The organism is Shewanella schlegeliana, from assembly GCF_016765635.1.
Lineage (GTDB): Bacteria > Pseudomonadota > Gammaproteobacteria > Enterobacterales > Shewanellaceae > Shewanella > Shewanella schlegeliana.
On sequence record NZ_JAESVD010000002.1, the window covers coordinates 200409 to 223267 of the forward strand.

17 protein-coding genes are annotated in these 22859 nt (G+C 46.3%); 11 read left to right on the forward strand and 6 right to left on the reverse strand.

Annotated features, from left to right (window positions below; genetic code table 11):
- Window positions 1-51 precede the first annotated feature (51 nt).
- Window positions 52-345, forward strand: coding sequence for an ArsR/SmtB family transcription factor (locus JMA39_RS03935; protein WP_202720526.1), 294 nt, complete (start codon window positions 52-54; stop codon window positions 343-345).
- A gap of 110 nt (window positions 346-455) precedes the next feature.
- Window positions 456-1073 (forward strand): DUF1294 domain-containing protein, encoded by a 618-nt coding sequence (locus tag JMA39_RS03940; RefSeq protein WP_202720527.1) that lies wholly within the window; start codon window positions 456-458, stop codon window positions 1071-1073.
- Window positions 1074-1154: 81 nt separating this feature from the next.
- Here the strand turns inward: JMA39_RS03940 and JMA39_RS03945 are convergent, their stop codons facing one another.
- Both JMA39_RS03945 and JMA39_RS03950 read right to left on the reverse strand, forming a co-directional pair.
- On the reverse strand, window positions 1155-6155 hold the full coding sequence (locus tag JMA39_RS03945; RefSeq protein WP_202720528.1) for an Ig-like domain-containing protein: 5001 nt from the start codon (window positions 6153-6155) through the stop codon (window positions 1155-1157).
- A 2-nt stretch (window positions 6156-6157) separates the two neighbouring features.
- Window positions 6158-7228, reverse strand: coding sequence for an OmpA family protein (locus tag JMA39_RS03950; protein WP_202720529.1), 1071 nt, complete (start codon window positions 7226-7228; stop codon window positions 6158-6160).
- A 287-nt stretch (window positions 7229-7515) separates the two neighbouring features.
- Here JMA39_RS03950 and JMA39_RS03955 point away from each other — a divergent pair, with 287 nt between their 5' ends.
- Window positions 7516-7986: an FKBP-type peptidyl-prolyl cis-trans isomerase gene (locus JMA39_RS03955; RefSeq protein WP_202720530.1), complete on the forward strand. Its 471-nt coding sequence runs from the start codon at window positions 7516-7518 to the stop codon at window positions 7984-7986.
- 436 nt (window positions 7987-8422) lie between these two features.
- Here JMA39_RS03955 and JMA39_RS03960 read toward each other — a convergent pair whose 3' ends face one another.
- On the reverse strand, window positions 8423-9640 hold the full coding sequence (locus tag JMA39_RS03960) for a M24 family metallopeptidase (RefSeq protein WP_202720531.1): 1218 nt from the start codon (window positions 9638-9640) through the stop codon (window positions 8423-8425).
- Between the two features lie 350 nt (window positions 9641-9990).
- Between JMA39_RS03960 and JMA39_RS03965 the strand changes: the two genes are divergently transcribed.
- A complete protein-coding gene (locus JMA39_RS03965; protein ID WP_202720532.1) occupies window positions 9991-10791 on the forward strand; it encodes a phytochelatin synthase family protein in 801 nt (266 codons plus the stop codon).
- A 67-nt stretch (window positions 10792-10858) separates the two neighbouring features.
- On the opposite strand, the gene JMA39_RS03970 is transcribed toward JMA39_RS03965, so the two are convergent.
- Entirely contained in the window at window positions 10859-11629 is a 771-nt protein-coding gene (locus JMA39_RS03970) for an ROK family protein (RefSeq protein ID WP_202720533.1), read from the reverse strand.
- 185 nt (window positions 11630-11814) lie between these two features.
- On the reverse strand, window positions 11815-13062 hold the full coding sequence (locus JMA39_RS03975; RefSeq protein ID WP_237732593.1) for an MFS transporter: 1248 nt from the start codon (window positions 13060-13062) through the stop codon (window positions 11815-11817).
- A 196-nt stretch (window positions 13063-13258) separates the two neighbouring features.
- Here JMA39_RS03975 and JMA39_RS03980 point away from each other — a divergent pair, with 196 nt between their 5' ends.
- From JMA39_RS03980 to JMA39_RS03990, 3 genes are all read left to right on the forward strand, one after another.
- Complete coding sequence (locus JMA39_RS03980; protein WP_202720534.1) at window positions 13259-15046, forward strand: aminopeptidase P family protein; 1788 nt, start codon at window positions 13259-13261, stop codon at window positions 15044-15046.
- A gap of 210 nt (window positions 15047-15256) precedes the next feature.
- Window positions 15257-16555 (forward strand): DEAD/DEAH box helicase, encoded by a 1299-nt coding sequence (locus tag JMA39_RS03985; RefSeq protein ID WP_202720535.1) that lies wholly within the window; start codon window positions 15257-15259, stop codon window positions 16553-16555.
- Between the two features lie 191 nt (window positions 16556-16746).
- On the forward strand, window positions 16747-17385 hold the full coding sequence (locus JMA39_RS03990) for a DUF2913 family protein (protein WP_202720536.1): 639 nt from the start codon (window positions 16747-16749) through the stop codon (window positions 17383-17385).
- Window positions 17386-17498: 113 nt separating this feature from the next.
- On the opposite strand, the gene JMA39_RS03995 is transcribed toward JMA39_RS03990, so the two are convergent.
- Complete coding sequence (locus JMA39_RS03995) at window positions 17499-19325, reverse strand: S8 family serine peptidase (protein ID WP_202720537.1); 1827 nt, start codon at window positions 19323-19325, stop codon at window positions 17499-17501.
- Between the two features lie 496 nt (window positions 19326-19821).
- Here JMA39_RS03995 and JMA39_RS04000 point away from each other — a divergent pair, with 496 nt between their 5' ends.
- The 4 genes from JMA39_RS04000 to JMA39_RS04015 all read left to right on the forward strand — a co-directional run bounded on the left by JMA39_RS04000 (window position 19822) and on the right by JMA39_RS04015 (window position 22742).
- On the forward strand, window positions 19822-21312 hold the full coding sequence (locus tag JMA39_RS04000) for a carboxypeptidase M32 (protein ID WP_202720538.1): 1491 nt from the start codon (window positions 19822-19824) through the stop codon (window positions 21310-21312).
- 69 nt (window positions 21313-21381) lie between these two features.
- Window positions 21382-21861 carry a GNAT family N-acetyltransferase gene (locus JMA39_RS04005; protein ID WP_202720539.1) on the forward strand — a complete coding sequence of 160 codons (480 nt, stop codon included), beginning with the start codon at window positions 21382-21384 and terminating at the stop codon, window positions 21859-21861.
- Between the two features lie 45 nt (window positions 21862-21906).
- Entirely contained in the window at window positions 21907-22161 is a 255-nt protein-coding gene (locus JMA39_RS04010) for a DUF2960 domain-containing protein (RefSeq protein WP_202720540.1), read from the forward strand.
- 71 nt (window positions 22162-22232) lie between these two features.
- On the forward strand, window positions 22233-22742 hold the full coding sequence (locus JMA39_RS04015; RefSeq protein WP_202720812.1) for an RDD family protein: 510 nt from the start codon (window positions 22233-22235) through the stop codon (window positions 22740-22742).
- Window positions 22743-22859 lie beyond the last annotated feature (117 nt).

Genomic DNA, 22859 nt, shown 5'->3' on the forward strand with positions numbered 1-22859 from the left:
CTGCTATTATTTCCAGAACTACCGAAACATTTTTCTTTGTGAGTTAAGCGTATGGATACTGAAATTGCGGCAAAAGCCTTAAAAGAGTTAGGCCACCCTACCCGACTAACCTTGTTTAGAACCTTAGTCAAAGCGGGACGTAAGGGGCTACCCGTTGGCCATCTACAAGAGATCTTGCAGATCCCCAACTCGACGCTGTCACATCATCTATCGAGCCTGATGTCTGCAGGACTCGTCAAGCAGCACCGTGAGGGGCGGGTACTGCATTGCATCCCTCAATTTGACTGCTTAGAAGACCTTATTCAGTTCTTACAGGAAGAGTGCTGCTCTGGAGAGTCTTGCTAACTGAATTTGCAATAACTGACAGCGCATCAACCCTAACTTGTATTCGATAGAAATACGGTAAACATCTGTGTTTAAAGCAGTGACACAGGAATAGAAGCAGACAGTATTCAATGACAAAAGTCGCAGTATCAACGGGTGTAATAGATAGCTGGGATGATGCTAAGGGATTTGGCTTTATTCAAATTCCGGGGCAAAAACAGCAAGTTTTTTTACACATTTCAGCCTTTACTCGCCAGAGCTTAAGGCCACAAACCGGCAATCGGGTTCAATTTCATCTGACAAAAGACAAGCAAGGTAAATGGCGCGCCGACAAAGCCCAGTTACTTAGTGGCGGCACAATAAAGTCGAGCCGAAAAATTAACTGTTCATCAAGTCGCTTTAGTATCGCTATTGCGTTGAGCTTTATCGTCATCTTGACCATTAGCTACTCACTGCAGCATATCCCTCTTTGGCTGTTGCTCTATTTTATCTCTGCGAGCCTAGTAACATTTTTCGCCTATGGCTGGGATAAGCGCTCTGCACGGAAAAGTCGCTGGCGAGTGAGTGAGCTTAAGTTACACCTATTAAGCGTGGCTGGTGGCTGGCCCGGTGCCCTGCTTGCTCAGCAATGGCTAAGGCACAAATCGGCCAAGGGTCGGTTTAAATTTATCTTATGGTTAACGATAAGCATCAACCTAGCGCTTATCTATCTCGTACATAGGCCAGAATTAAATACACTGTTAAGCTAAAACAAATAAAGAACGCAGCCTAAGCGCTGCGTTCTTTCATTTGAATTGAACTTGAACTGAGCTAATTCTGTTTAGAAAAGCTTAAGGTGTCACGGTCACTTCTGCCGAACTTGACACCCCCCCCATAGTCGCAGTTACGGTGGCGTTACCAACACCTTCGGCGCGAACCTCCCCTTTATGACCATAGGCAACGCTATCATCGGTTGAGCTCCAATCGACATATTTAGCGTAGTCATACACATCGCCGTTGGTATAAGTCACCATCACCTGCACAGTTTGATAACCGCCATTTTTAAGTGTCATTGCATTTGGAATGATTTCGATACTTTCTGGCAAGACAGGCTTAACATTGAGCAGCAAACTATCACTAAATCCGTCATAGCTAGCAGAAATGGTTGCGAAGCCGTCTTGACTCACCCCCATCGCCTCGCCAGCTCGAGAGTTACCCGTTTGAATTGTCACCCTTTGAAGATCATCACTTTTCCAATCGGCATCCAAGGTGATATCGACACTATTGCCATCAGAGAAATACGCATTGGCATAGAACTGCGTAGTATACTCGGCATAGATAGTATCGACTCTAGGGGTGATCTCTATTCGCTCTAGCACGGCAGCGGTAACTTGCGCGCTGACACTATCGATAGCACCATCAAATTGGGCAGTTATCTCACTCATACCCACAGCTTTAGCCGTTGCCGTTCCGCCATCGCTTCCCGAGGTAACGATATGCACCACATCAGGATAACTCGAGGACCAAGTGGCTAGCTGAGTTACATCTTCATCGGGTCTATCGATATAATTGGCTATCGCCTTATAGCGCCCCTTAGTACCAATGGGGGCCGACAGGTTATCGGGGCTGATCGTCAGCCCGATAAGCTCACTGTCATAAACAGTGATCCTGCCTTGTCCTTCAATGCCTTGATAAATCGCAATAGTATCCGTTACCCCAGCCTCTATACCGTATGCGACACCTTTATCGTCAATGGAGACTTTACTCGCATCAGCGCCTCGCCAGTCACTGATATTGGTAACATCTTTCTGAGTTATGGTTCCGCTACTATTTCTATAAACAGCAAACGCCTGTAACTGAGTTGTTTTATTCACGATAACATGAGTATCAGCAGGCTCGACTTGCACACCTATGTACTCAAAATCACTAACAATCACTTGAGCCTGAGCGTCCATACCAGCGTAACGCGCTTTTACACTCGTCTGACCGTGAGCATCCCCAGTGACTTTACCTGCTGAGTACCCCGATGGGACAACATGTGCTATAGAGTCATCGGCCAAGCTCCATGTCGATACCATTGATACATCATTTGAATAACCGTCAGAATAGAACGCCCTCGCGATATACTTCTGGCTTTCATTAATATTTATCGTCGAACTTACTGGCGTAACCTGCAGCTCCACTAAGATAGGTTCATTAACGAAGAGTGAAGCCTTAGCCTTAAGAGATTTATAACTTGCTTGGATCTCTGTGTTACCGGATAACAAAGTATGTGCGACACCTTGAGAGTCAACAGTGGCAATATCGGTTTTACTGCTCTGCCAACTCGACTCTAACGTCACATCTTTACTACTGCCGTCTGAGAAGCGGGCAAAAGCTTGATAAGCTTGGTCTAGACCTGCAGCAACAGTTGCATCAGCTGGAGATACGGTCAATTCGACTAATTCGGCTGGTGTAACCTTTACCACGGCGGTATCGGTTGCCGTTAAATATTGAACGTTGATAGCTGTTTGCCCAAGCCCAACAGCACTAGCAAAACCGGAAGTTGGGGCGCCAGTGTCAATATGCACTATCGTCTCATCATTCGATGTCCAAGTTGCAACCTCAGTGATATCTTCTGAGCTGTTGTCGGTATAGAAAGCACGGGCAGTAAACTGGCCTTCAGTCCCTAATGGTACACTGATTAAGCTCGGCGTAACTTTGATATAACTTAGCCGTGCATCAGTCACATTCAGTTCAGCCGTTGCCTTAAAACCTATGTAGCTGGCACTGACGACAATATTACCCGCCATATAACTTTGAGCTACCCCCAAACGATTAAGGGTGGCGACCTCACTATCGGAGCTACTCCAACTGACAACGTCTGTAAGGGGTTTAGTGTTACCATCGGAGAACACACCTGTCGCTTGATAAGGCTGGCTAAGTCCTGCCGCAATACTGCTATAAGCTGGTGAGATCACAAGCTTTTCGAGTATGGCATCGGTTACCGTCACATCAACCTCATCACTCTGTCCTTCAAAATCGGCTTTAACTTTCGTCACCCCAACCCCAATGGCTTCTGCAAAGCCCGCCGAGACTCCCGTTGTAGCAATATTAACTAAACTTGGTTCGTAAACACTCCAAGTCGCTAAATGGGTAACGTCACTGGTATGGCCATCGGAATAAAATGCATCGGCGCGATACTGCCCTGTTGTTCCTAATGGAACCGAGAGATTGGCTGGAGAAACTTGAAGGCTAGTGACTTCGGCATCAGTCACTTTAAGCTCAGCAACTGCAGAGAAACCGATATAACTGGCCTTGATCTGACTCGTCCCCTGCCGGTAACTTTGCGCTAAGCCATATTTATCAATGGTTGCAATCGCTAATGCGCTCGATTGCCAGCTTGCCACATAGGTTAACTCTTTATGGCTGCCGTCAGAGAATATGCCAAACAGTCGATATTGTTGAGTATTACCCGCTGCCACCGTTGCCGTTACAGGCGTCAGACTAAGCGACTCGAGAATTGCACTGGTAACATTAACATTGGCGCTTGCCAGCATGCCTTGATAGCTAGCCTCAACGGTCGAGCTTCCTTGAGCCGCACCTTCAGCAAGACCTGTGGCGTCAACTTGAACGGTTGAGGGTGACAATGAACTCCAATTAGCTAAGCTAGAGACATCGCTGCTATGACCATCTGAGTAATAGGCCGTTGCTATCAGCTGCTGACTATAACCGAGCGCTATCGTGCTATCTGCTGGTGAGACCTGTAACTGAGTGATGACCGCATCCGTCACTATTAACTCGGCACTGACCTGCATGCCAAGATAACTGGCAACAATATTCACCTGGCCCTCGGCAAGGCTGTGAGCCAAGCCAAAGCGGTCTATGGTGGCTATGCTGGTATCACTGGTTTGCCAGTAGGCGTAAGGCGTCACCTCTTTACTGCTACCATCAGAGAATAGGCCAAATAATTGATAAGGCTTATTATTGCCTGCAGCAATGCTCGCGCTAACAGGTGAGATAATCAGGCTCTGTAAAATAGCAGGAGTCACCTTTGCCGTCGTTTTGCTGCTGATGGTTGTCGATGCCCCTATCTCAGCTACGGCTTGCGAATCCCGTGAAGACAATGCAGAACTTGCTCCAGAGCTTAGCCCTGCATAGGTGGCTGAGATCTCTACCTGTCCCTCGGTTAGTCCCATGGCATAACCGCCATCGACTCCTGAGTTTACAATGCTCACAATCTCTCGATTACTCGACAGCCAACTCGCCTGCTGAGTAACATCGTTGCTATGCCCATCGGAATAATAGGCAATTGCAATATATTGGCCTTGTGTGCCGATAGGCGCCTGCAGACCTATCGGTGAGATCTGTAAATCGACCAAAGTTGCTTGTGTAACCGTTAACTCTGTTGCCTGAGTCTGCCCCTGATAATCGAAGCGGATCTCGGTAATCCCCTCTTGGTAGGTATCAGCAATGCCAGAAAGCCCTCCCGTTAAACCAACTGAAGCAATTTGTGGCTCACTACTTTGCCAATAACCCAAAGTCGTGACATCTTTTGCGCTGCCATCACTAAAGCTCGCATAAGCCTGATATTGAACCTGAGTGCCAGCCGGTACTTGGGTATTTAACGGTGAGATCTGTAGCGAGGTTAACACGGCATCGGTCACCTCTAACTGCGCATTTGCACTTAACTCTTGATAGCTAGCGGTAATGCTTGAGCTACCAACTGCTTTCGCGGTGGCATCGCCAGCATTTTGCCCTTGTGCTGTGATGTCGACAACATCCGTCTGCGATGCAGACCAGAGTGCATCGCGGCTCACATCTTTCACCTGACCATCTGAAAAATAGGCAGTAGCAACATAACTGCCTTTGGTTCCCACAGGAAATACCCCTTGGGCCGGAGTCACGATTAAATTACTGACCTTTGCATCGACAACCGTTGCACTGGTTGTATCAGACAAGCTAACACCTGCAAATGAAAGTGTCGCCGTCACTCGTGTTTGCCCAAGTGTCTTAGCGACTAAAAAGCCTTGATTATCGATAGACGCAATATCGACAGAAGAAGAGTGCCACGCCGACTGTGTCGTCACATCGATACTCAAACCATCTTCTAAGATAAGGTGTGCTTGATACTGTAGACTGGTGCCATTCGGTAACACTTCATCGAGAGGGTTAATCAATAACTGGCTTGGTTTGGTCGCTAGCACAACTAATGTTGCTAACGCTTCCTGAGCAGAAAACAGTGCCTTAACTTGTGTTACGCCTACAGCAACTCCAGTTGCGAGACCGATAGAGTCTCCTTCGCTCTTTATTGTTGCAATATCAGTATCTAAGCTTGTCCAATTAGCCTCGTTAGTCACATCCTGTTGATGGCCATCGGCAAATAAAGCCAAGGCTCGAAAATTCTGACTCATTCCAACCAATATCTGAGCCTGTCCCGGTTCAATATTCAGTGCCGTCAGAGCAGCATCCGTCACCTTAAGTGCCGCGCTATCGGTTAATTCCGTGCCCCCTTCCTGCATAGGCGGAAGACTTGCAGTTATCTGCACTTCTCCAGCTAAGACTCCCTGAGCGACACCATTTGCAGAAACAGTGGCGACCGTAGGCTCACTGCTCGACCAACTGACCTCTTGGGTGACATCTTTAGTTGCGCCGTCACTGTATGTCGCGAACGCTTGATAGACTTGATGGGTACTTACGGCAACAACACTGTTGCTTGGACTGATCTCAAGAGCGACTGCGTATGCGGGGCATGGGTTATCGGGTCCACCACAAGCTCCTGTTGGAAAACCATCGTCATCGCCGCCACAACCAGCCAAAATAAGCAGAGTAAGCAATATCAAATGACGCTTTAACTGTTTAAAAATCAACATGCTTAGATCTCCGGATTAACTTCTGACGTTGTTGATTGGATGTGTATTAACACTCGACGGTTTTCATGGCGATGTTCTGACGTATCATTTTTCATTACAGGGAACTGCTCACCATAACCATGGACCTCTATCTGCTCGGGCTTGATACCCGCCGCAATTAAATAGTCGGCGACAGCTTGAGCCCTGCGCTCCGACAGTGCTTGGTTGTAGACAGCATTACCTTTAGAGTCGGTATAACCTTTAATGTTGGCTACTGCAGTGGGAGCTCGCTTTAACCGCTCAATCACTGGCGCTAAAGAATCAGGATTAGTTAATTCGCTGCTGTCAAAATCAAATAAACTGGTTACCGTTACAGCTGGTAATACAACTGGTTTAGGTATTACAGGTGGAATTTTTTCAGGTAAGGTAACCGGAGTATCTTTAGCCGGTGGCTGAGTTTTTGTCGCAGCTTGACCGAAGCGATAGCTAATACCTAATGTGGTTAAATGGCCATTACTACCACCAATTAGCTCACTGCCTAAGCTATCGATATATTGATACTCGAGTCGTGCGACCCAAGAAGGCGCTAACTGATACTCTACCCCAGCCCCTAGCATAGGAGCCCAATCTGAATCAGAGTTACGACTATGGGGGCCGCGGTTGTCACCATCCCAATAGAGGCTACCCGCCTTGGCAAATAGCTCAAAACTTTCACTTAAGCTAAACCGAGTCACCGCTGAGATCTCCCAGCCTTTCATGCTACCAGTATAAGTGTTATTTACACCGCTCTCAGAGTAATGTGCCACCGCCTCCCCCAAGTCGAGGTATGCGGTCTCAAAACCTAAATATTGCCACGCTTGATAACCAGCAAAACCGCCAAAGCCAACATCATCTCCATCACAGCTTATGCTCCAACTTTCACAAGCATTTTGATAATGCATCAGGCCGGCCTTTGCCCCAAGATAAAAGTAGGACTCAAACTCTTTTACAGGCTCAACGTCATCAAGCTGTGCAGCGTAAGCCACGACTAAAGGCAAGTACAGCAGAGTCGAAAGAACAATTGAGATACTTCTCATGGAACTTGGTTTAAACATGGCTTATTCCTCGATAACAATGTGTTACAGATTAGGTTTGCAACCGAACATAGTAGCTTATTCACGCTACATTATCACATTAGCCGTAACAATAATCCGTATAAGTAGCGCTTATCCATCAATTATTCAAAAACTTGATTAATAAGTTATTTCCTTAAAAACCAAAGCTCATCCGCCCCCAAGTTCTAAAGCCCTATAAACTGTATTGTTAAAGAATGTGCCGAGATTTACCTCAAGATAGCGATTCGTTATCATAGGCGGTCAAATCAAAACAAGGTGGCTCGAAAATGAGAATGGTTTTAGCTGTTGTAGTAATTGCGTGTGTTGTTTTCTACTTTTTTACATCGATGAATAACCAAAAAGCTGCCAAAGAAAATATCGCCTTGGGCAGTACTTTTCTTGCTGAGAACAAGCTTAAAGATGGCGTCACGACCACAGCTTCTGGCCTGCAATATCAGGTTATCGAACCGGGCACTGGCACGATACATCCAAAGGCTAGCGACACTGTGACCGTTCACTATCACGGTACGCTAATCGATGGTACTGTTTTCGATAGCTCTGTTGAGCGTGGCGAGCCAATTGCATTTCCGCTTAATCGCGTGATTAAAGGCTGGACAGAAGGCGTACAGTTGATGGTTGTCGGCGAGAAAGCGCGTTTCTTTATACCAAGTGAACTGGCATACGGTAATCGTAGCGCAGGTAAGATCTCTGGTGGTTCAACCCTGATTTTTGATGTTGAGCTAATCAGTATCGACTAAAGAAAGGGTTAAACAATCATTAAAAGAAAGCCCGAATAGATAACTATTCGGGCTTTTTTATTATTAATTTGATTACTTAAAGCAAATTACGCTTCGTAGCCAAATGGGTCGTCAATTGAGTGCGCAGGTTTAGTAAACCACACAGGGCCTTCTTCGCTCATATACTCTTGTATGAGGAGATGGTCTTCATGACGCCCACCAAACTCGCCTGGTACACATAGCCATTGATGTCTCGTTGCTTATGACCAGACATAATAGTTATTACGCTTCGTAGCCAAATGGGTCGTCAATTGAGTGCGCAGGTTTAGTAAACCACACAGGGCCTTCTTCGCTCATATACTCTTGTATGAGGAGATGATCTTCATGACGTACACCAAACTCGCCTGGTACACATAGCCATTGATGTCTCGTTGCTTATGACCAGACATAATAGTTATTACGCTTCGTAGCCAAATGGGTCATCAATTGAGTACGCAGGTTTAGTAAACCACACAGGACCTTCTTCGCTCATATAGAAGTGATCTTCATGACGTACACCAAACTCGCCTGGTACACATAGCATTGGCTCGTTACTGAAGCACATACCCGCTTCAAGTGGAGTGTGATCGTTCAGTACCAAGTATGGCCATTCATGAATATCTAGACCAACGCCGTGACCAGTTCTATGTGGTAGACCCGGCACATCATAATCTGGGCCAAAACCTGCCGCTTCGAGTACATCACGAGCAGCACGGTCAACACTGGCACAGGTTGCGCCAATTTGCGCCGCTTCAAATCCTGCGATTTGTGCATCTTGCTCAAATTGCCACAACTCACGTTGACGTGGGCTAGGCTCACCATATACGTATGTTCTAGTGATATCAGAGTTATAGCCATGTAGCTGACAACCTGTATCGATCAATACGGTATCATTCAGCTCTAATGCCTTAGGTGACTTAACGCCATGTGGGTAGGCACTGTCTTCGCCAAATAGTACGATACAAAAATATGATCCAGCAGGAATGCCCACTTTAATATGCGCGGCGTTGATAAAGGCTTCCACTTCACTAGTCGTAATACCTTCACGCAAAATACGTGCTACCGCTTTATGCACTTCCATAGTCATATCTTTAGCGCGCTGTAGCAGGCTTAGCTCAACAGCCGACTTGATCATACGACAACCGGCAGTCACGGGCTTAGCGTTGACATAGTTATACTGTGGGTGCTCTTGACGCACGCCATCAAAGATAAAGAATGCAGCAGATTCATCGATGCCAATATTACCTGACGCAATTCCCATGTTAGCCAGTACATTCCCAAACAAGGCAAATGGGCTTTCATCTTCTTGCCAAGTGTTTACTTTACCACCAATGACCATGTAACCATTTAAGGTATCAACTTCGAATGCAGGCGCGATATATTCAACATCACCAGTTGCTGGAAGAATAGCCCCCACCATACGCTCACTGGCATACCAACGAGTACCTGTGTAATAGTAAAGGTTAGTGCCTGCATTTAGGTAAATAGCGGCAATACCTTGCTCATTCATGATGGCTTGCGCCTTAGCGATACGAGCTTGGTACTCTTCACGACTGATAGGCTCTACACCTTTAGTCATATCGGTTAGTTTTGCTAATTCCTGCTCTGCGGTAGAACCGCCAACACCTAAGGTCATATGCTTACCCTTAACTTTTAATTATTTATACTTAAATACAATAAAACCTAAATAAGGCTCTATGGTTTGACTCAATCGCAATGGCACACTTATATGCCCCACTTTCTAGCATAAAATATACAAAGCGTCAGTAATAAATCAGTTAAAGTGCAAATAATTGTCGTTTGAATACCGATAACTGCACCGCTGACATGAGCTATGTAGCGAACTCTTCCACTGCCCCTCTCACTTTTACAATTCCCCATCCATCACCTAAGTACAGCCAATCACTAAGATCACTAGTGATGCTTAGAAAGTTGTAACAGGGCAGCATGCAACTCAGCTCAGTCACTGTTACATAGAGAAAAAAGATGCAGATAAAAAGACGCCTAAGTTTAGCCAGTATTTATCTAGGGGGGATTTTGATAATCCTATGGCAAAGTGTGACAGCTCAAGTCATTGACTGGTCCAGCGATGAGGGGAAAAGCCGTCTCGTACTCGCCGAGTTTAATCAAGACTTTTTCCGCTTAGCACCACACTTTGAAGGCCAAGAGAACAAGGTTTTTTGCGGCGCAGCCTCGATGACAATTATCGCCAATGCGCTCAGAGTCAACGGCGACAACGCACAGATCCCACAAGATCCTCGCTTGGTCAGCAAGGAGGAAGCTTCTTACTTTCCAAAAGGAGTTAGCCCACTGTTTCACCGCTATAGTCAGGCGACGATTTTAGCCAGCAGTACGCTGACAAAATCGCAATTACTGGGTAGGCCTAAGGCGACTAAATTCACTAGTGAGTTAGGTATGCAGTTAACTGAGTTCGAAGCGTTAGCTCAGTCCCTAGACTTTCATACATCTAAAACCCATGTCGAAGCTAACCAGTTGCCGAACACAGATTATGTCGCGATGATAAAGCAACGCCTTATCTTGGCACTGCAACAGCAAAAAACCTATGTGATTGGGAATTATTCTAGAGCTAGCTTAAAACAGAAAGGAGCCGGGCACTTCTCTCCCATAGTAGCTTATCACCGTGATTCAGATTCTTTTTTGATAATGGATGTCTCCAATACTTACCAAAACTGGGTATGGGTAGATAGTTCGGCATTATTAAAGGCGATGGCAACAACGGATGTCGAAAGAAGTCGAGGCTTTGTCATTGTAGATGAACCAAGCTAAAGCTGAGTAATATTCAGATTAGATTGAAGCAGCGACGGCCACGCTGTCACTGCTTTAGATTTAAACCTTATTTAGCCAACATAACCTTAAGGCCACGACAAACAATGGTCTCGCGGTCATCGACGCGGTTAATTTTCACCTGCCCCATAGGGATCGGCAGCGCCATCTCTTTAATTGAAGCCAAACAGGCTTGATAGTAATGAGGGTTATCCATCAAGCTACCAGCAAGGTAGATCCGAGACGGATTAAATAGGTTTACCACCCAAGCTAGACTCGCACCGATATAACTGCCCGCTCGCGCGACATCGTCATTGCGAGTCCAATTACGGCGTTTAATCGCTGCGCCACTCGCGACTTGCTCTAAGCTAAACTCACCAAACTCGGTCATCAAACGACTGTGCCCCAACTCCCCCGCCATTCCAGATGCGCCAGTAAAAGGGACGCCGTTGATGGCAATCGATAGGCCGATCCCCATATCGCACATCACCAGCAACTCACATACTTGCTTAGGATCAACTAAGGCCTGTAATCCGGCATCGCAGTCGTTGGCAATGAGAATACGACTAGCCTTAGTGATTAACTTCGTAGCACTTAACCCCTTAAGGCCCGGTAAAGACTGGCATGAGACCAGCTCCTGTGCCCGCACCAATCCAGGTACGGCAACTCCCAGAGCGTAGTCATTCAGGCCATAGTCCTGCTCTAGTTCGGATATCTGCGCGTTTAAACTCTCCAAAGTGAAGTTTTCTGCCACAGCAATTTTATACTGCTCAATTCGACCTTGAATATCGATCTCGAATAAGGCTTTAGAACCACTAATATCTATTGTTAACGTTTGCATTTACCACCCCATTAATGCAGAAATACCCGATTCAAAAACCTGCGCCACAATCCAACAAAATTCTAACATAAGAAAGAGTTAGCCCCTACTAGAGCGCAGAAAACTTACTGCAACAGCTTTAATTTTAAGCAATTTTGCTTTAAAGAATCCATACCAAAAACAGTAAATAAACGGCAAACACGAGATTAAAGTCTCGATGCCTGCTGGCTCCTACTCCACTTCCACCATAAGACAAGCAGTAATTGAACCGCTATCAAAGGAAGACAGCTTATTAGTAACATGTTCCAGCCTAGCAGGTGGATCACCCAGCCAGCACAGAGTGATGCCATCGCCTGTGCACCAAACACAAAACTGTCGTTAAAGGATTGCACCTTATAACGCTCACTCTTGTCATAACACCTAGGCAGCAGTGATGTACCAGCAACAAACAAAAAATTCCACCCTATGCCGAGCAAAACCAAGGCAGCCCAATAGTTAAGTAGTTCACGTCCTATGAGTGCGCTAATAATGGTAACGAGATAGGCTAGCAGACCGAGCAACATCATCTTAGAGACGCCCAAACGTGCCACTAATATGCCACTAAATAGGGAGGGCAAGTACATGGCAATAATATGGCTCTGTATCACCCATTTAGTGTCTTCAAGAGAGTGGTGCTCAACATGATGCATATGTAATGGGGTCGCTGTCATCACGAAACTCATCATGGCGTAACCTAAGGTAGCTCCAGCAACAGCAACCCACAGCTGTGACTGAGCTAAAATCTCGGTTAAAGGGCGCGCCTTATCTTGAACCAACGGCGTACTCCATTCTCTTTCAAGTTCGTTCTCTCGGTAAAAACCCAAGATCACCGCAGCAATAAGACTCACCAAGGTAAGGAAGAAAAATGCACCAACATAAGCCTGTGGCCAGAGCTTAGCTCCCAATATGGCGAGCTCTGGACCTATAACGGCTGCAACGAGGCCACCGAGCAACACCCTTGAAGCGGCCTTAGCTATCATAGGTTCAGCAACCGACTCCATCGCCGCAAAGCGATACTGCTGCACCACAGCTCCCGCAGCGCCGAGCATCGCTGCACTGAGGCAAAATAGAACAAAGTTTTGCTGTGAAGTCGCAAACGCTGCGACAAGACCTGAGCACGCACCGAGTAAGGCCCCTCCAATAAATACAGGTTTACGACCAAATCGTTGCATCAGTCTTGAAACTGGCAGTACTGACAACGCGAGACCTATCACCATAGAGGCGATGGGAAGTGTTGCCATCTGTGGAGAAGGCGCGATATCGGCGCCAATTAAACCACCGAGTAACATCATCATAGGGGTGGCACTCATGGCGAACGCCTGCGCGAGTGTTAATAGCCAGACATTAAATGGAATAAACCTATGCTCCTGTTGATAGTTTTTAGTCAGCATGATCACATGAGTCACTCGCCCCATACTGGCATGCCCACTCAGATTTATAAACAATTTGACCAGTTTGGTTAACACATGCATTAAAGTCGCCAGATTAAAATGTGCCGCGAACCTCCCCAGCAAAAGCGGTTTGTGATAACCTCCGCGCTAAATTCGTACAAAAATAAACAGCCTCAAGTCCATACATTAACGGGGCTCGAAGGCTGATAACGGAGTTTGAATGTCAAATACAATTGCAGCACGCCTCAACGCCATTCGCACAGAGATGGCTAAATCCAATCTAGATGCTTTTATTATTCCACGGGCCGATGAGTATTTAGGCGAATACGTACCAGAGCATAATGAGCGCATGCTATGGGCTAGTGGCTTTACGGGTTCGGCAGGGATGATTATCGTCCTCAAGGACAGCGCTGCAATTTTTGTCGATGGCCGCTACACGGTGCAGGTGCGCCAGCAAGTGGACGCCGAACTATTTGAATATTTAAGCCTACATGAAACGCCACAAGCTCAATGGTTAATTGAGCAACTAGCTGCAAACGCCAAAGTCGGTTTCGATGCTCGCCTGCACACATTAGCCTGGTTTAACCAAACCCATCTCGAGCTTGCTAAGGCGCAAATCGAACTCACTCAGGTCGCGCAAAATCCAATAGATCTAAATTGGCAGGACAGACCCACACCTGCATCTAGCCCTGTAATGCTGTTTAGCGAGCAAAGTGCGGGACAAAGCAGCTTAGAGAAACGTAGAACCATCGGCTTAGAGATCAAGAAACAGGGAGCGGACATTGCCATTATCTCGGCGCTCGATTCGTTCTGTTGGTTACTCAATATTCGCGGTAAAGACATTCCTTGTTTACCCGTGGTATTGGGCACAGCGCTACTGCACGCCAATGGCGATATGTTGTTATTCACCGATCTCAACAAGTTACCTGAAAATATTCTCGATCACGTTGGTGAAGGCGTCAGCTTTAAAGCGGAATCAGAATTGGCGGCAGAGCTGACCAACTTAAACGGCAGTAAAGTGTTAGCCAGTCCTGATAGCTGTAACGCATGGCTACAACTAACCGCCCAAGCTGCTGGCGCACAGCTAATTGCCGGTAGCGATCCGGTAGCCTTGCCTAAAGCGCAGAAAAACGAAGCTGAACTGGCTGGCATGAAAGCCTGCCATATTCGTGATGGCGTGGCTGTGAGTCGCTTCCTTGCTTGGTTAGACCGCGAAGTTGCCACGAACCGCCTCTATGATGAAGCCGTGCTTGCCGAAAAGCTTGAAAGCTTCCGCCTAGCCGACCCTATGTATCAAGAACCAAGCTTCGATACGATTTCTGCAACCGGTGGTAATGCGGCTATGTGCCACTATAACCACAACAATGGCACGCCAGCACAAATGCAGATGAACAGCATCTACCTTGTTGACTCTGGCGCACAATATTTAGATGGCACCACAGATGTCACCCGTACCATTGCCATTGGCGATGTTACCGATGAGCAAAGAAAGATGGTGACCTTAGTACTTAAGGGGCATATCGCAATCGATCAAGCCAAGTTCCCAAAAGGCACAAGCGGCATGCAGCTCGACTCATTTGCTCGCCAATACCTGTGGCAACACGGCTACGATTTTGATCATGGCACAGGCCATGGCGTCGGCCATTACTTGAGTGTTCATGAAGGCCCACAAGGCATAGCTAAGGGTCGCTCAAATGTCGCACTACTCGAAGGTATGGTGCTATCGAACGAGCCTGGCTACTACCGCGCCGATGAGTTTGGCATTCGTTTAGAAAACTTAATCGCCGTCCGCCCTTGTGAAGCCTTAGCTAATAGCGAACGAGAGATGTTGGAATTTGAGGCGTTAACCTTTATTCCAATGGACGCTCGCTTGATTGATAAAAGCTATTTGACGGATGCAGAAATTAGCTGGTTTAACCAATATCATCAGCAGGTTAGAGAAAAGCTTTCGCCATTTATGCAGGGTGATGATTTAGACTGGTTAACTAAAGTGACTGCGTCTATTTAAGCATTTTATTGTTAATTAATAAAAAGCAGCGTTTAAGCGCTGCTTTTTTATGCTACTCCCTAGGGGTGTAACGAAAAAAGTGCAGGTTTTAATCTAATACCAGTCAGTATAAAAGTTTGCTATACTCCGCCACCGCCATTTTAATGGTATAGATAGAATGCTAGCTCTGCCTGTTAGCAATTGAATTGTTGAACATAGGACTCCTCAATCATGAGATTTGAATCTTTTAGTTTTGCTCCTGAGATTTTGCGCGCAATCTCTGAATGTGGTTATGAAAAAATGACACCAATTCAGCAGCAAGCGATCCCTGCCGTTCGTCGCGGCCAAGACGTACTTGCAAGTGCACAAACTGGTACGGGTAAAACCGCCGCTTTCGCGCTGCCTATCTTGCAAAAAATGATAGATAACCCAAGCACCACGGGCCGTTCAAATGCACGAGCATTGATCTTGACCCCGACTCGTGAGCTGGCAATGCAAATTGCTGACAACATCAATGATTACGCCAAATACCTAGACGTCAAAGTCGTGACTGTTTTCGGTGGTGTAAAGACAGATACTCAGGCAACCAAATTAAAGCGCGGTGCAGATATCATTATCGCAACGCCTGGGCGCCTGCTTGAGCACATTGTTGCCTGTAACCTAAGCCTGTCAAACGTTGAGTCGCTAGTACTCGATGAAGCAGACCGCATGTTAGATATGGGCTTTAGTGCCGATATTCAAAAGATTCTGCAGGCTGTAAACAAGAAGCGCCAAAACTTGCTGTTCTCAGCTACTTTCTCATCGGCAGTAAAGCAACTTGCTAACGAGATGATGGTTAAGCCAAATGTGATTGCAGCCGACAAGCAAAACACCACTGCGATAACGGTAAGCCAAGTGGTTTACCCTGTAGAACAGCGCCGTAAGCGTGAGCTATTGTCAGAGCTTATCGGCAAGAAAAACTGGCGACAAGTGCTAGTCTTTACCGCAACCCGCGATGCTGCCGACAAGCTTGAAAAAGAGCTTAACCTTGATGGTATTCCTACGGCGGTTGTTCACGGTGAAAAAGCCCAAGGTAGCCGTCGCCGTGCTCTTCGTGAGTTTAAAGAGGGCAAAATGCGCGTGTTAGTAGCAACTGAAGTTGCTGCTCGCGGACTCGATATTCAAGGTCTAGAGTACGTAGTTAACTACGATCTACCTTTCCTTGCTGAAGATTATGTTCACCGCATTGGCCGTACTGGTCGTGCAGGTAAGTCGGGCGTGGCGATCTCATTTGTCAGCCGTGAAGAAGAGCGTACTCTTGCTGATATCGAAAAGTTAATCGGTCAGCAGCTACGCCGTATTAGTATTCCAGGTTACGAAGTTGGCAGCCGCGATCTATTGATCAAACAGCTGCAAAAGCGCCGTAGCTTCGCCAAGAAACAGCAGCGTGTCGATAACGCTGGTGCGCAGGTGATTGCAGAGAAGAACATGCAAGGTCGCCGGGTAAAAGTGAAAAACTCATCACCAGCAAAAATTAAGAAGATAAAATAATCGCTGTACGGACACCGAATTATTTTATGAACAAAAATGGCACCCTTCGGTGCCTTTTTTAATCACAGCGATTATTTAGCAAGCAAATATTTCGTTCGGCATATTGAGTACAAGTTAATTTCGTACTTATTACACCATTAGGTATAATCCCATTGCCGTCTCTTTTACCATTTCAACACGGCGGAGAATTCATGTCAGATATCACCTATAACCAAGCTGTATTAGAGTTCGCCACAGCGGGACTCGAAGCTCTTTCAGAAGCGAGCGCTAAGAGTAGCAGCGTAAGAACACCAGCGGCTGAGAGTCATTTTCTTTGCAGCTGGATGGTAACCGCATTAAAGCAACGCACTTTTTCAAAACTGGTTGCCGATGACTTAACCCTGTGGATCCGTCAAGGCCGTAGCATGGGCGCGGGTGCTGAACTTAAGACATTGCTCGAGAAGATCCAAGCGCAATATAGCTATATTAGCGACAAGCAAACCGGTCTAGGTCTGTCTCTCAAAACAATGTTAGCTGAGCTTGAAAGCCAAGATTGGATTGTCATCACTGACGAAGAGGTCACCAAGAAGCTAAAGCTTGATAGCGATGGTTGTAATAGCCTGGTTATTTCTGATGAGCAATTTAGTCAGCGCATTGATGGTGATGAGATTATCAAACCAATTACCCTTTATGTTCGTGCCGATGAAACCAAGTTTGCCGAGATTGCTTATCGCCACAACTTACTGCTCAGTCCTGGTAATAAGAAGAGCTCTTTGATTAAACATCATAAAGCCTATCAAGTTTGGCCAAAAAACCTACAGCCAGCACTAACGATACTGCAAGCACTATAAGTTCCGACTCAGGGCCCATCAAAAAGTACGCATTCAACCTTGTTTAAACATAAACTTGCTCAAACATAAAAAAGGCCTGCATCAAGCAGGCCTTTTTTATTATGCAAAATAACTTAGAAAGTCACGCTGACATCTGCACTACAAGTTGATGTGCCGCTATCACAGGCCTTGTAAGTATAGGTTCCGCCACCTTTAGTACTAATCCTGTCGGTATAAGTCGCAGAACTAGAGGCGGTATCGATTTGAGTACCGTTACGATAAACATCGACACTACTACCCGCTGCGCCACTAAAGTTCAGCTCAACAACCTTAACACCTCTTTGCTTATAGTGATTGGTGGTTACACTCAGTCCATCACCAGTACCAGGATCCCCACCACCGTCACCGCCAGAACAACCATTTGCGGTTAGATATGCATCGGCGGCCGCTGCATCAACAATACCGTGACCGAAGTACACATCATGGCCGCTAGCACCCGAGTCTCTTGCGCTCGCATTTAGTGCCGCACGGATCTCTTCACCACGACACTGGTTATGGTTTGACCAAACACGCGCCGCAATCCCCGATACCGCAGGTGTCGCCATTGAGGTTCCGCTCATAAAGCCGTAATCAGATGTACCGATTGAGATCTCTGCGCTGCTCGCAGCAACAATTGCCGCTCTATCTTCATATGTCGCACCCACAGCTGGAATCGACGTAGCATTTGTATCGCCTAAGGTGCCGTAAAGCATACCTGGCTCATTATTGATAATAATGGCACCGACACCACCCGAGGTTTCACAGTTCAGCACCTTATCATGGAATGAGATTGCGCCGCGGTCGATAACACAGACCTTACCATTCGCATTTGAGTCTGTCGCTTCGGCCGTCCCCATAAAGTAGGTACTACCATTGACTGAGCCTGAGTTCTCCATTGCAGAACTGGCTAATGGATTACCATCAACACTCATATTAGAGGCCGTTGCCATACCTGCTGGATAGGTTGATAGGGTATCGACACCGCCTGCCGCGATCTCGACACAGATGCTGGTATCGGTGCGCTGCTTCTTGCCGCGTCCCGTGGTACAACTTGGGAATTGAGAAAAATCAGCAATGGCATCATTTGCATCATTTGCACCAATCATCATCACCGAAGGGTAACCCGCAGGATATGAGCGAACACTGTTACCATCATTACCCGCTGCGGCAAGCACTAGACCGCCTGCATCACTAAATGATTGAAACGCATTAGACTCGGTAGAGTTAGAGCCCCCACCACCTAAACTCATGCTAATGATGTTTGCGCCCGCATCACTACATAGGTTTGCAGCATGAGCAAGATCTGATGAATAACCCCAACCATCGGCATTGAATACTTTAATGATATGCATATCAACGCCCGGTGCCATACCCACAACACCGACATTATTATCTGCAGCGCCAATCGTACCGGCTACGTGTGTACCGTGAGGGCCACCATTTTCATCCCAGTTGCCTGTGCCGCTATCGTTATCACCACTAATATTGTTCCAGACAAAGTCTTGATTACTTCTATCTAAGCCAGAATCGATAACACAGACCTTCATACCGGCGCTGGCATTGAAGCCTATATCATTAACGTTTGATTGGTAAACGGCATAAGGAGTGACTTGCTGAGTCATTGGATTACCCGCATCATCGCTGAACGACATCAGAAAACGGGGCTGATCCACCTCGACTAACTTAACATGTGGATTATTGAGTAACCCTTTAACTTGAGATAGGTCCTTTCCTGAAAAAGTCGCCGCGATAAAACCATTACCATCTAGGTTCAGCTCCCCGCCAAGCTTCTTAGCAAGAGCTTTAACCACGCCTTTCTTATCATTATCGACCTGAATAACATATCTTTCGCTAGCCGAAGCGCCAGCTGAAACTCCCACAGATAAGGCGACTAGAGCCGTAGCTATTTTTGTTAATCTCATATTTATTCGCTCCAAAATCTTGATATTAGGCCGCAAACCTAAGCCCAATTTATTGTTAGTTTTTTAAACTTAATTTTAGTGGTTTATTGGTTAAAAAAACCGGAACACGAAAATTAACCTAGCACAGCCCTTAACCAATAACAATTCATTAACAGGTGTAATATTTTGTAATTACATTTAAGCTGAATAATAGTTCAAAAGTATTATCAAGGAGCTCAAAATGACCACTGCAACAGAAATGCATCAATTTTAAGAGAAAAAATATACGCTCCCCTCTAAGCCAATGTTGAATTTAAATGCCGAGAAAAAGTATAAAAATGCAAAGATTTTTTTATTTCATTCAGGTAGGACAGCGTCAGCAAGCGGTTGTGCTTTTCATCAGTAGATCAAGACTATCAAACTCAACCCTTGTTCTGTGCGTACTGAGGAAATAACCATTAGAAAACAAAATTATGTGCTAGCATAACGGCAAATAATTGGATTGAAATCAGACATAATGAGCGCAAAAAGCAACTCGCATTACGACACATTAGTTAAACACTTTCAAAGCATTAGTCATTTCGAGCACCTAAGCGCCTTGGGAGATTGGGATCAAGCCACCATGATGCCTATGGGAGGTGGGGAAGCACGCGGCGCAGCAATGGCTGAACTGGCCAAACATATTCACTCCCTAAAGACAGCCCCCATGCTGGCGCAGACAATTAATGACGCAAAAGAGTTGCCGCTGACGAAGCAACAACAAGCTAACCTTGCGGAGATGCGTTATCAGTACCTTCAGGCGAATGTTGTCCCTGGTGAGCTTGTTGAAGCTAAAACGAAAGCCGCCTATCGCTGTGAGCAAGCTTGGCGACAGCAGCGCAGAGATAACGACTGGCAGGGTTTTAAGCCTAATCTCGAAAACCTAATGCTACTCGTCAAAGAGGAAGCGACTATTCGCGCCGAGGCACAAAATGTCTCTCCTTACGATGCGCTACTCGATAAATTCGAGCCAGGTATGACGACTGCAAACCTTGAGCAGATCTTTGGCAATCTCAAGAGCTGGTTGCCTCAGTTAATTCAACAAGTGCAAGATAAACAAAAATCAGAGCCTAATTTCACTATCCCTAACGCCAGCGCAGAGAGTCAGGCCAAGCTGGGACGAGAGATCATGAATATCTTAGGTTTTGATTTTAACCACGGCCGACTCGATATCAGTAGCCATCCTTTCTGTGGCGGCGTTGCCAGTGACGTGCGTTTAACTACCCGTTACGATGAGGCTGACTTTACCAGTGGCTTAATGGGAATCGTCCATGAAACGGGTCATGCTAAATATGAGCAGGGTTTACCTAAGACGTGGCGTGGTCAACCTGCCGGTGTTGCTCGCTCTATGGCGCTGCACGAGAGCCAAAGTCTATTTTGCGAGATGCAAATTGGCCGCGGCTCCGCTTTTCTTAAGCTGATAGAACCTCATTTAACCAGCATATTAAGTAGCCCACTGACCCACAGTCAATTGACCAACATCTACACTCGTGTCAAGCCTGAGCTTATTCGAGTTGATGCCGATGAGGTGACCTACCCTTGTCATATCTTATTGCGTTTTGAGGCTGAAAAATCGCTGGTTACTGGCGAGCTTGCGGTTGCAGATCTCCCTGATTTTTGGTCGACGCAGATGCTGTCACTATTGGGGATCAATACCGATGGTGATTACAGGAATGGCTGTATGCAAGATATCCATTGGGCAGTAGGCGAGCTGGGTTACTTCCCCAGTTACACCTTAGGCGCTATGTATGCGGCGCAGTTTAGAAGTGCGATGGAAACAGAGCTCGGCTGCGTAGAAAGTCAAATCGACTCAGGTAATCTCTCCAGCGTCATGGGCTGGTTAAACGATAACATCTGGTCTCAAGGCAGCTTACTCAGTATCGACGAGCTAATGCGTCAATCTACAGGTGAGACGCTCAACCCTACTCACTTCAAAAAACACCTAGAAACCCGTTACCTGTCGCGCTAGAGTGACAATATTCCCATTAGCAGTCCTTTGCTAATGGGAATAATAAACGCCCCTATTTAGGATCTTTTTATGCAATTACGCAGTATAGCGCCATCCGATTGGCCACACATTTTGCAAATCCAACTCGAGTGCTACCCACAGATAGAACCTGAATCTCTAGAGGTACTGCAGAGCAAGTGGAAGGTATCACCTAAAAGCTGTTTTGTGCTGGAATCACAAGATGAGGTAATAGGTTATTGCCTTGCTCACCCTTGGCTTCAAGATAGCCCGCCCTCGCTCGAGCAACTATTGACTAAGGTAGACAAGCCAAATACGCTCTACTTACATGATATTGCACTGTCTTCGAAGGCACAGGGGAAAGGAGCGGGACGAGCCGCATTAACCAGCCTGATAGAGTTTGCCCACAGTCACAACTACCCCAATATCTCTCTAGTAGCCGTACAAGGTGCGCATCATTACTGGGCTAAACAGGGTTTCAAAGCAAAAAGCATTGCCAAAGATCTTTCTGCCTATCCAGATGATGCTTGCTATATGGTTTATACCTTATAGCCAAGATTTGCTATCATAGAGGCAATTTCATTAGAGAAGCTAAACATGGCAACCAGAATTACCTATAAGTTTAAGAACCAAGCGAAAGAGATTAACTTTGCTTACGACAAATATCATGACATCTATGAGGCCGTTGCCGCGGCTGAAGGCGTTGATTTAACGCAATACCTCATGATGGAGCAGCAGATCGCTATGACCTCAAAAGGTTCATCTGCAGTAAAAGATTTTCGCGCTAAAGAGTTTGCACGATTTGGCTTTAGTGACATCTACTACATCAAAGATGAACCCAAAAAGTCATAACATTTGAGCCAGTATTCGCCATCACCATCCAATAGACCTAATAATAAGTGATATCAATGACGACTCATTACATGCCTAATAACGAACACGCTAACTTTCCACGAGCAGGCTTTTTTAAGCGCTGCGGTGCTATCGTTTATGATCTGTTACTTGCCGTCGCCGTGTATATGGTGGCTGGCGCCATAGGTTTTGGTATTTTTATCGGCTTAACCAGCAGTGGCTTAATCGATATGGCAGGCTTTGAGCATGTTTCAGACCTGCTCAATAACACGCCGCTATATAAAGGTATCTACCAGTGCTGGATTATGGCCTGTGTGGGTCTGTTCTATATCAGTTTTTGGAGCAAAGGCGGTCAAACATTAGGGATGCGAGCATGGCGGCTCAAGATCCAGCATCCGAATGGTCAAAACCTGAGTATGGTCACTGCGGCGGCTAGATTGGTTTGGTCACTGCTAGGGGTGGGCAACTTATGGATCCTAATTAACAGGGATAAGTTAGCCCTACAGGATATGATGACTCGCTCAGAAGTGGTTGTGCTCTCTAAAGAAGCCAATCAGATGCGTAACTGGCACGGTGTTTAAACTACACCTCTAGCAAGAAGCAACACGCTAGCAATACATATTTAGCATCTTAGATCTCAGCTCTCTCCTAAGACGCAACAGAAAAGCATAACAAAAAAGCCAATCACAGACTTCATC

Bases quoted from the DNA above. Each gene is read 5' to 3' on its own strand.
- JMA39_RS03985 (WP_202720535.1), top strand. From the start codon at position 15,257: ATGAGATTTGAATCTTTTAGTTTTGCTCCTGAGATTTTGCGCGCAATC.
- JMA39_RS03955 (WP_202720530.1), top strand. From the start codon at position 7,516: ATGAGAATGGTTTTAGCTGTTGTAGTAATTGCGTGTGTTGTTTTCTAC.
- JMA39_RS04000 (WP_202720538.1), top strand. From the start codon at position 19,822: ATGAGCGCAAAAAGCAACTCGCATTACGACACATTAGTTAAACACTTT.
- JMA39_RS03960 (WP_202720531.1), bottom strand. From the start codon at position 9,640: ATGACCTTAGGTGTTGGCGGTTCTACCGCAGAGCAGGAATTAGCAAAA.
- JMA39_RS04015 (WP_202720812.1), top strand. From the start codon at position 22,233: ATGCCTAATAACGAACACGCTAACTTTCCACGAGCAGGCTTTTTTAAG.
- JMA39_RS04010 (WP_202720540.1), top strand. From the start codon at position 21,907: ATGGCAACCAGAATTACCTATAAGTTTAAGAACCAAGCGAAAGAGATT.
- JMA39_RS03965 (WP_202720532.1), top strand. From the start codon at position 9,991: ATGCAGATAAAAAGACGCCTAAGTTTAGCCAGTATTTATCTAGGGGGG.
- JMA39_RS03945 (WP_202720528.1), bottom strand. From the start codon at position 6,155: ATGTTGATTTTTAAACAGTTAAAGCGTCATTTGATATTGCTTACTCTG.
- JMA39_RS03935 (WP_202720526.1), top strand. From the start codon at position 52: ATGGATACTGAAATTGCGGCAAAAGCCTTAAAAGAGTTAGGCCACCCT.
- JMA39_RS03980 (WP_202720534.1), top strand. From the start codon at position 13,259: ATGTCAAATACAATTGCAGCACGCCTCAACGCCATTCGCACAGAGATG.
- JMA39_RS04005 (WP_202720539.1), top strand. From the start codon at position 21,382: ATGCAATTACGCAGTATAGCGCCATCCGATTGGCCACACATTTTGCAA.
- JMA39_RS03970 (WP_202720533.1), bottom strand. From the start codon at position 11,629: ATGCAAACGTTAACAATAGATATTAGTGGTTCTAAAGCCTTATTCGAG.
- JMA39_RS03995 (WP_202720537.1), bottom strand. From the start codon at position 19,325: ATGAGATTAACAAAAATAGCTACGGCTCTAGTCGCCTTATCTGTGGGA.
- JMA39_RS03940 (WP_202720527.1), top strand. From the start codon at position 456: ATGACAAAAGTCGCAGTATCAACGGGTGTAATAGATAGCTGGGATGAT.
- JMA39_RS03990 (WP_202720536.1), top strand. From the start codon at position 16,747: ATGTCAGATATCACCTATAACCAAGCTGTATTAGAGTTCGCCACAGCG.
- JMA39_RS03975 (WP_237732593.1), bottom strand. From the start codon at position 13,062: ATGGGGCGAGTGACTCATGTGATCATGCTGACTAAAAACTATCAACAG.
- JMA39_RS03950 (WP_202720529.1), bottom strand. From the start codon at position 7,228: ATGTTTAAACCAAGTTCCATGAGAAGTATCTCAATTGTTCTTTCGACT.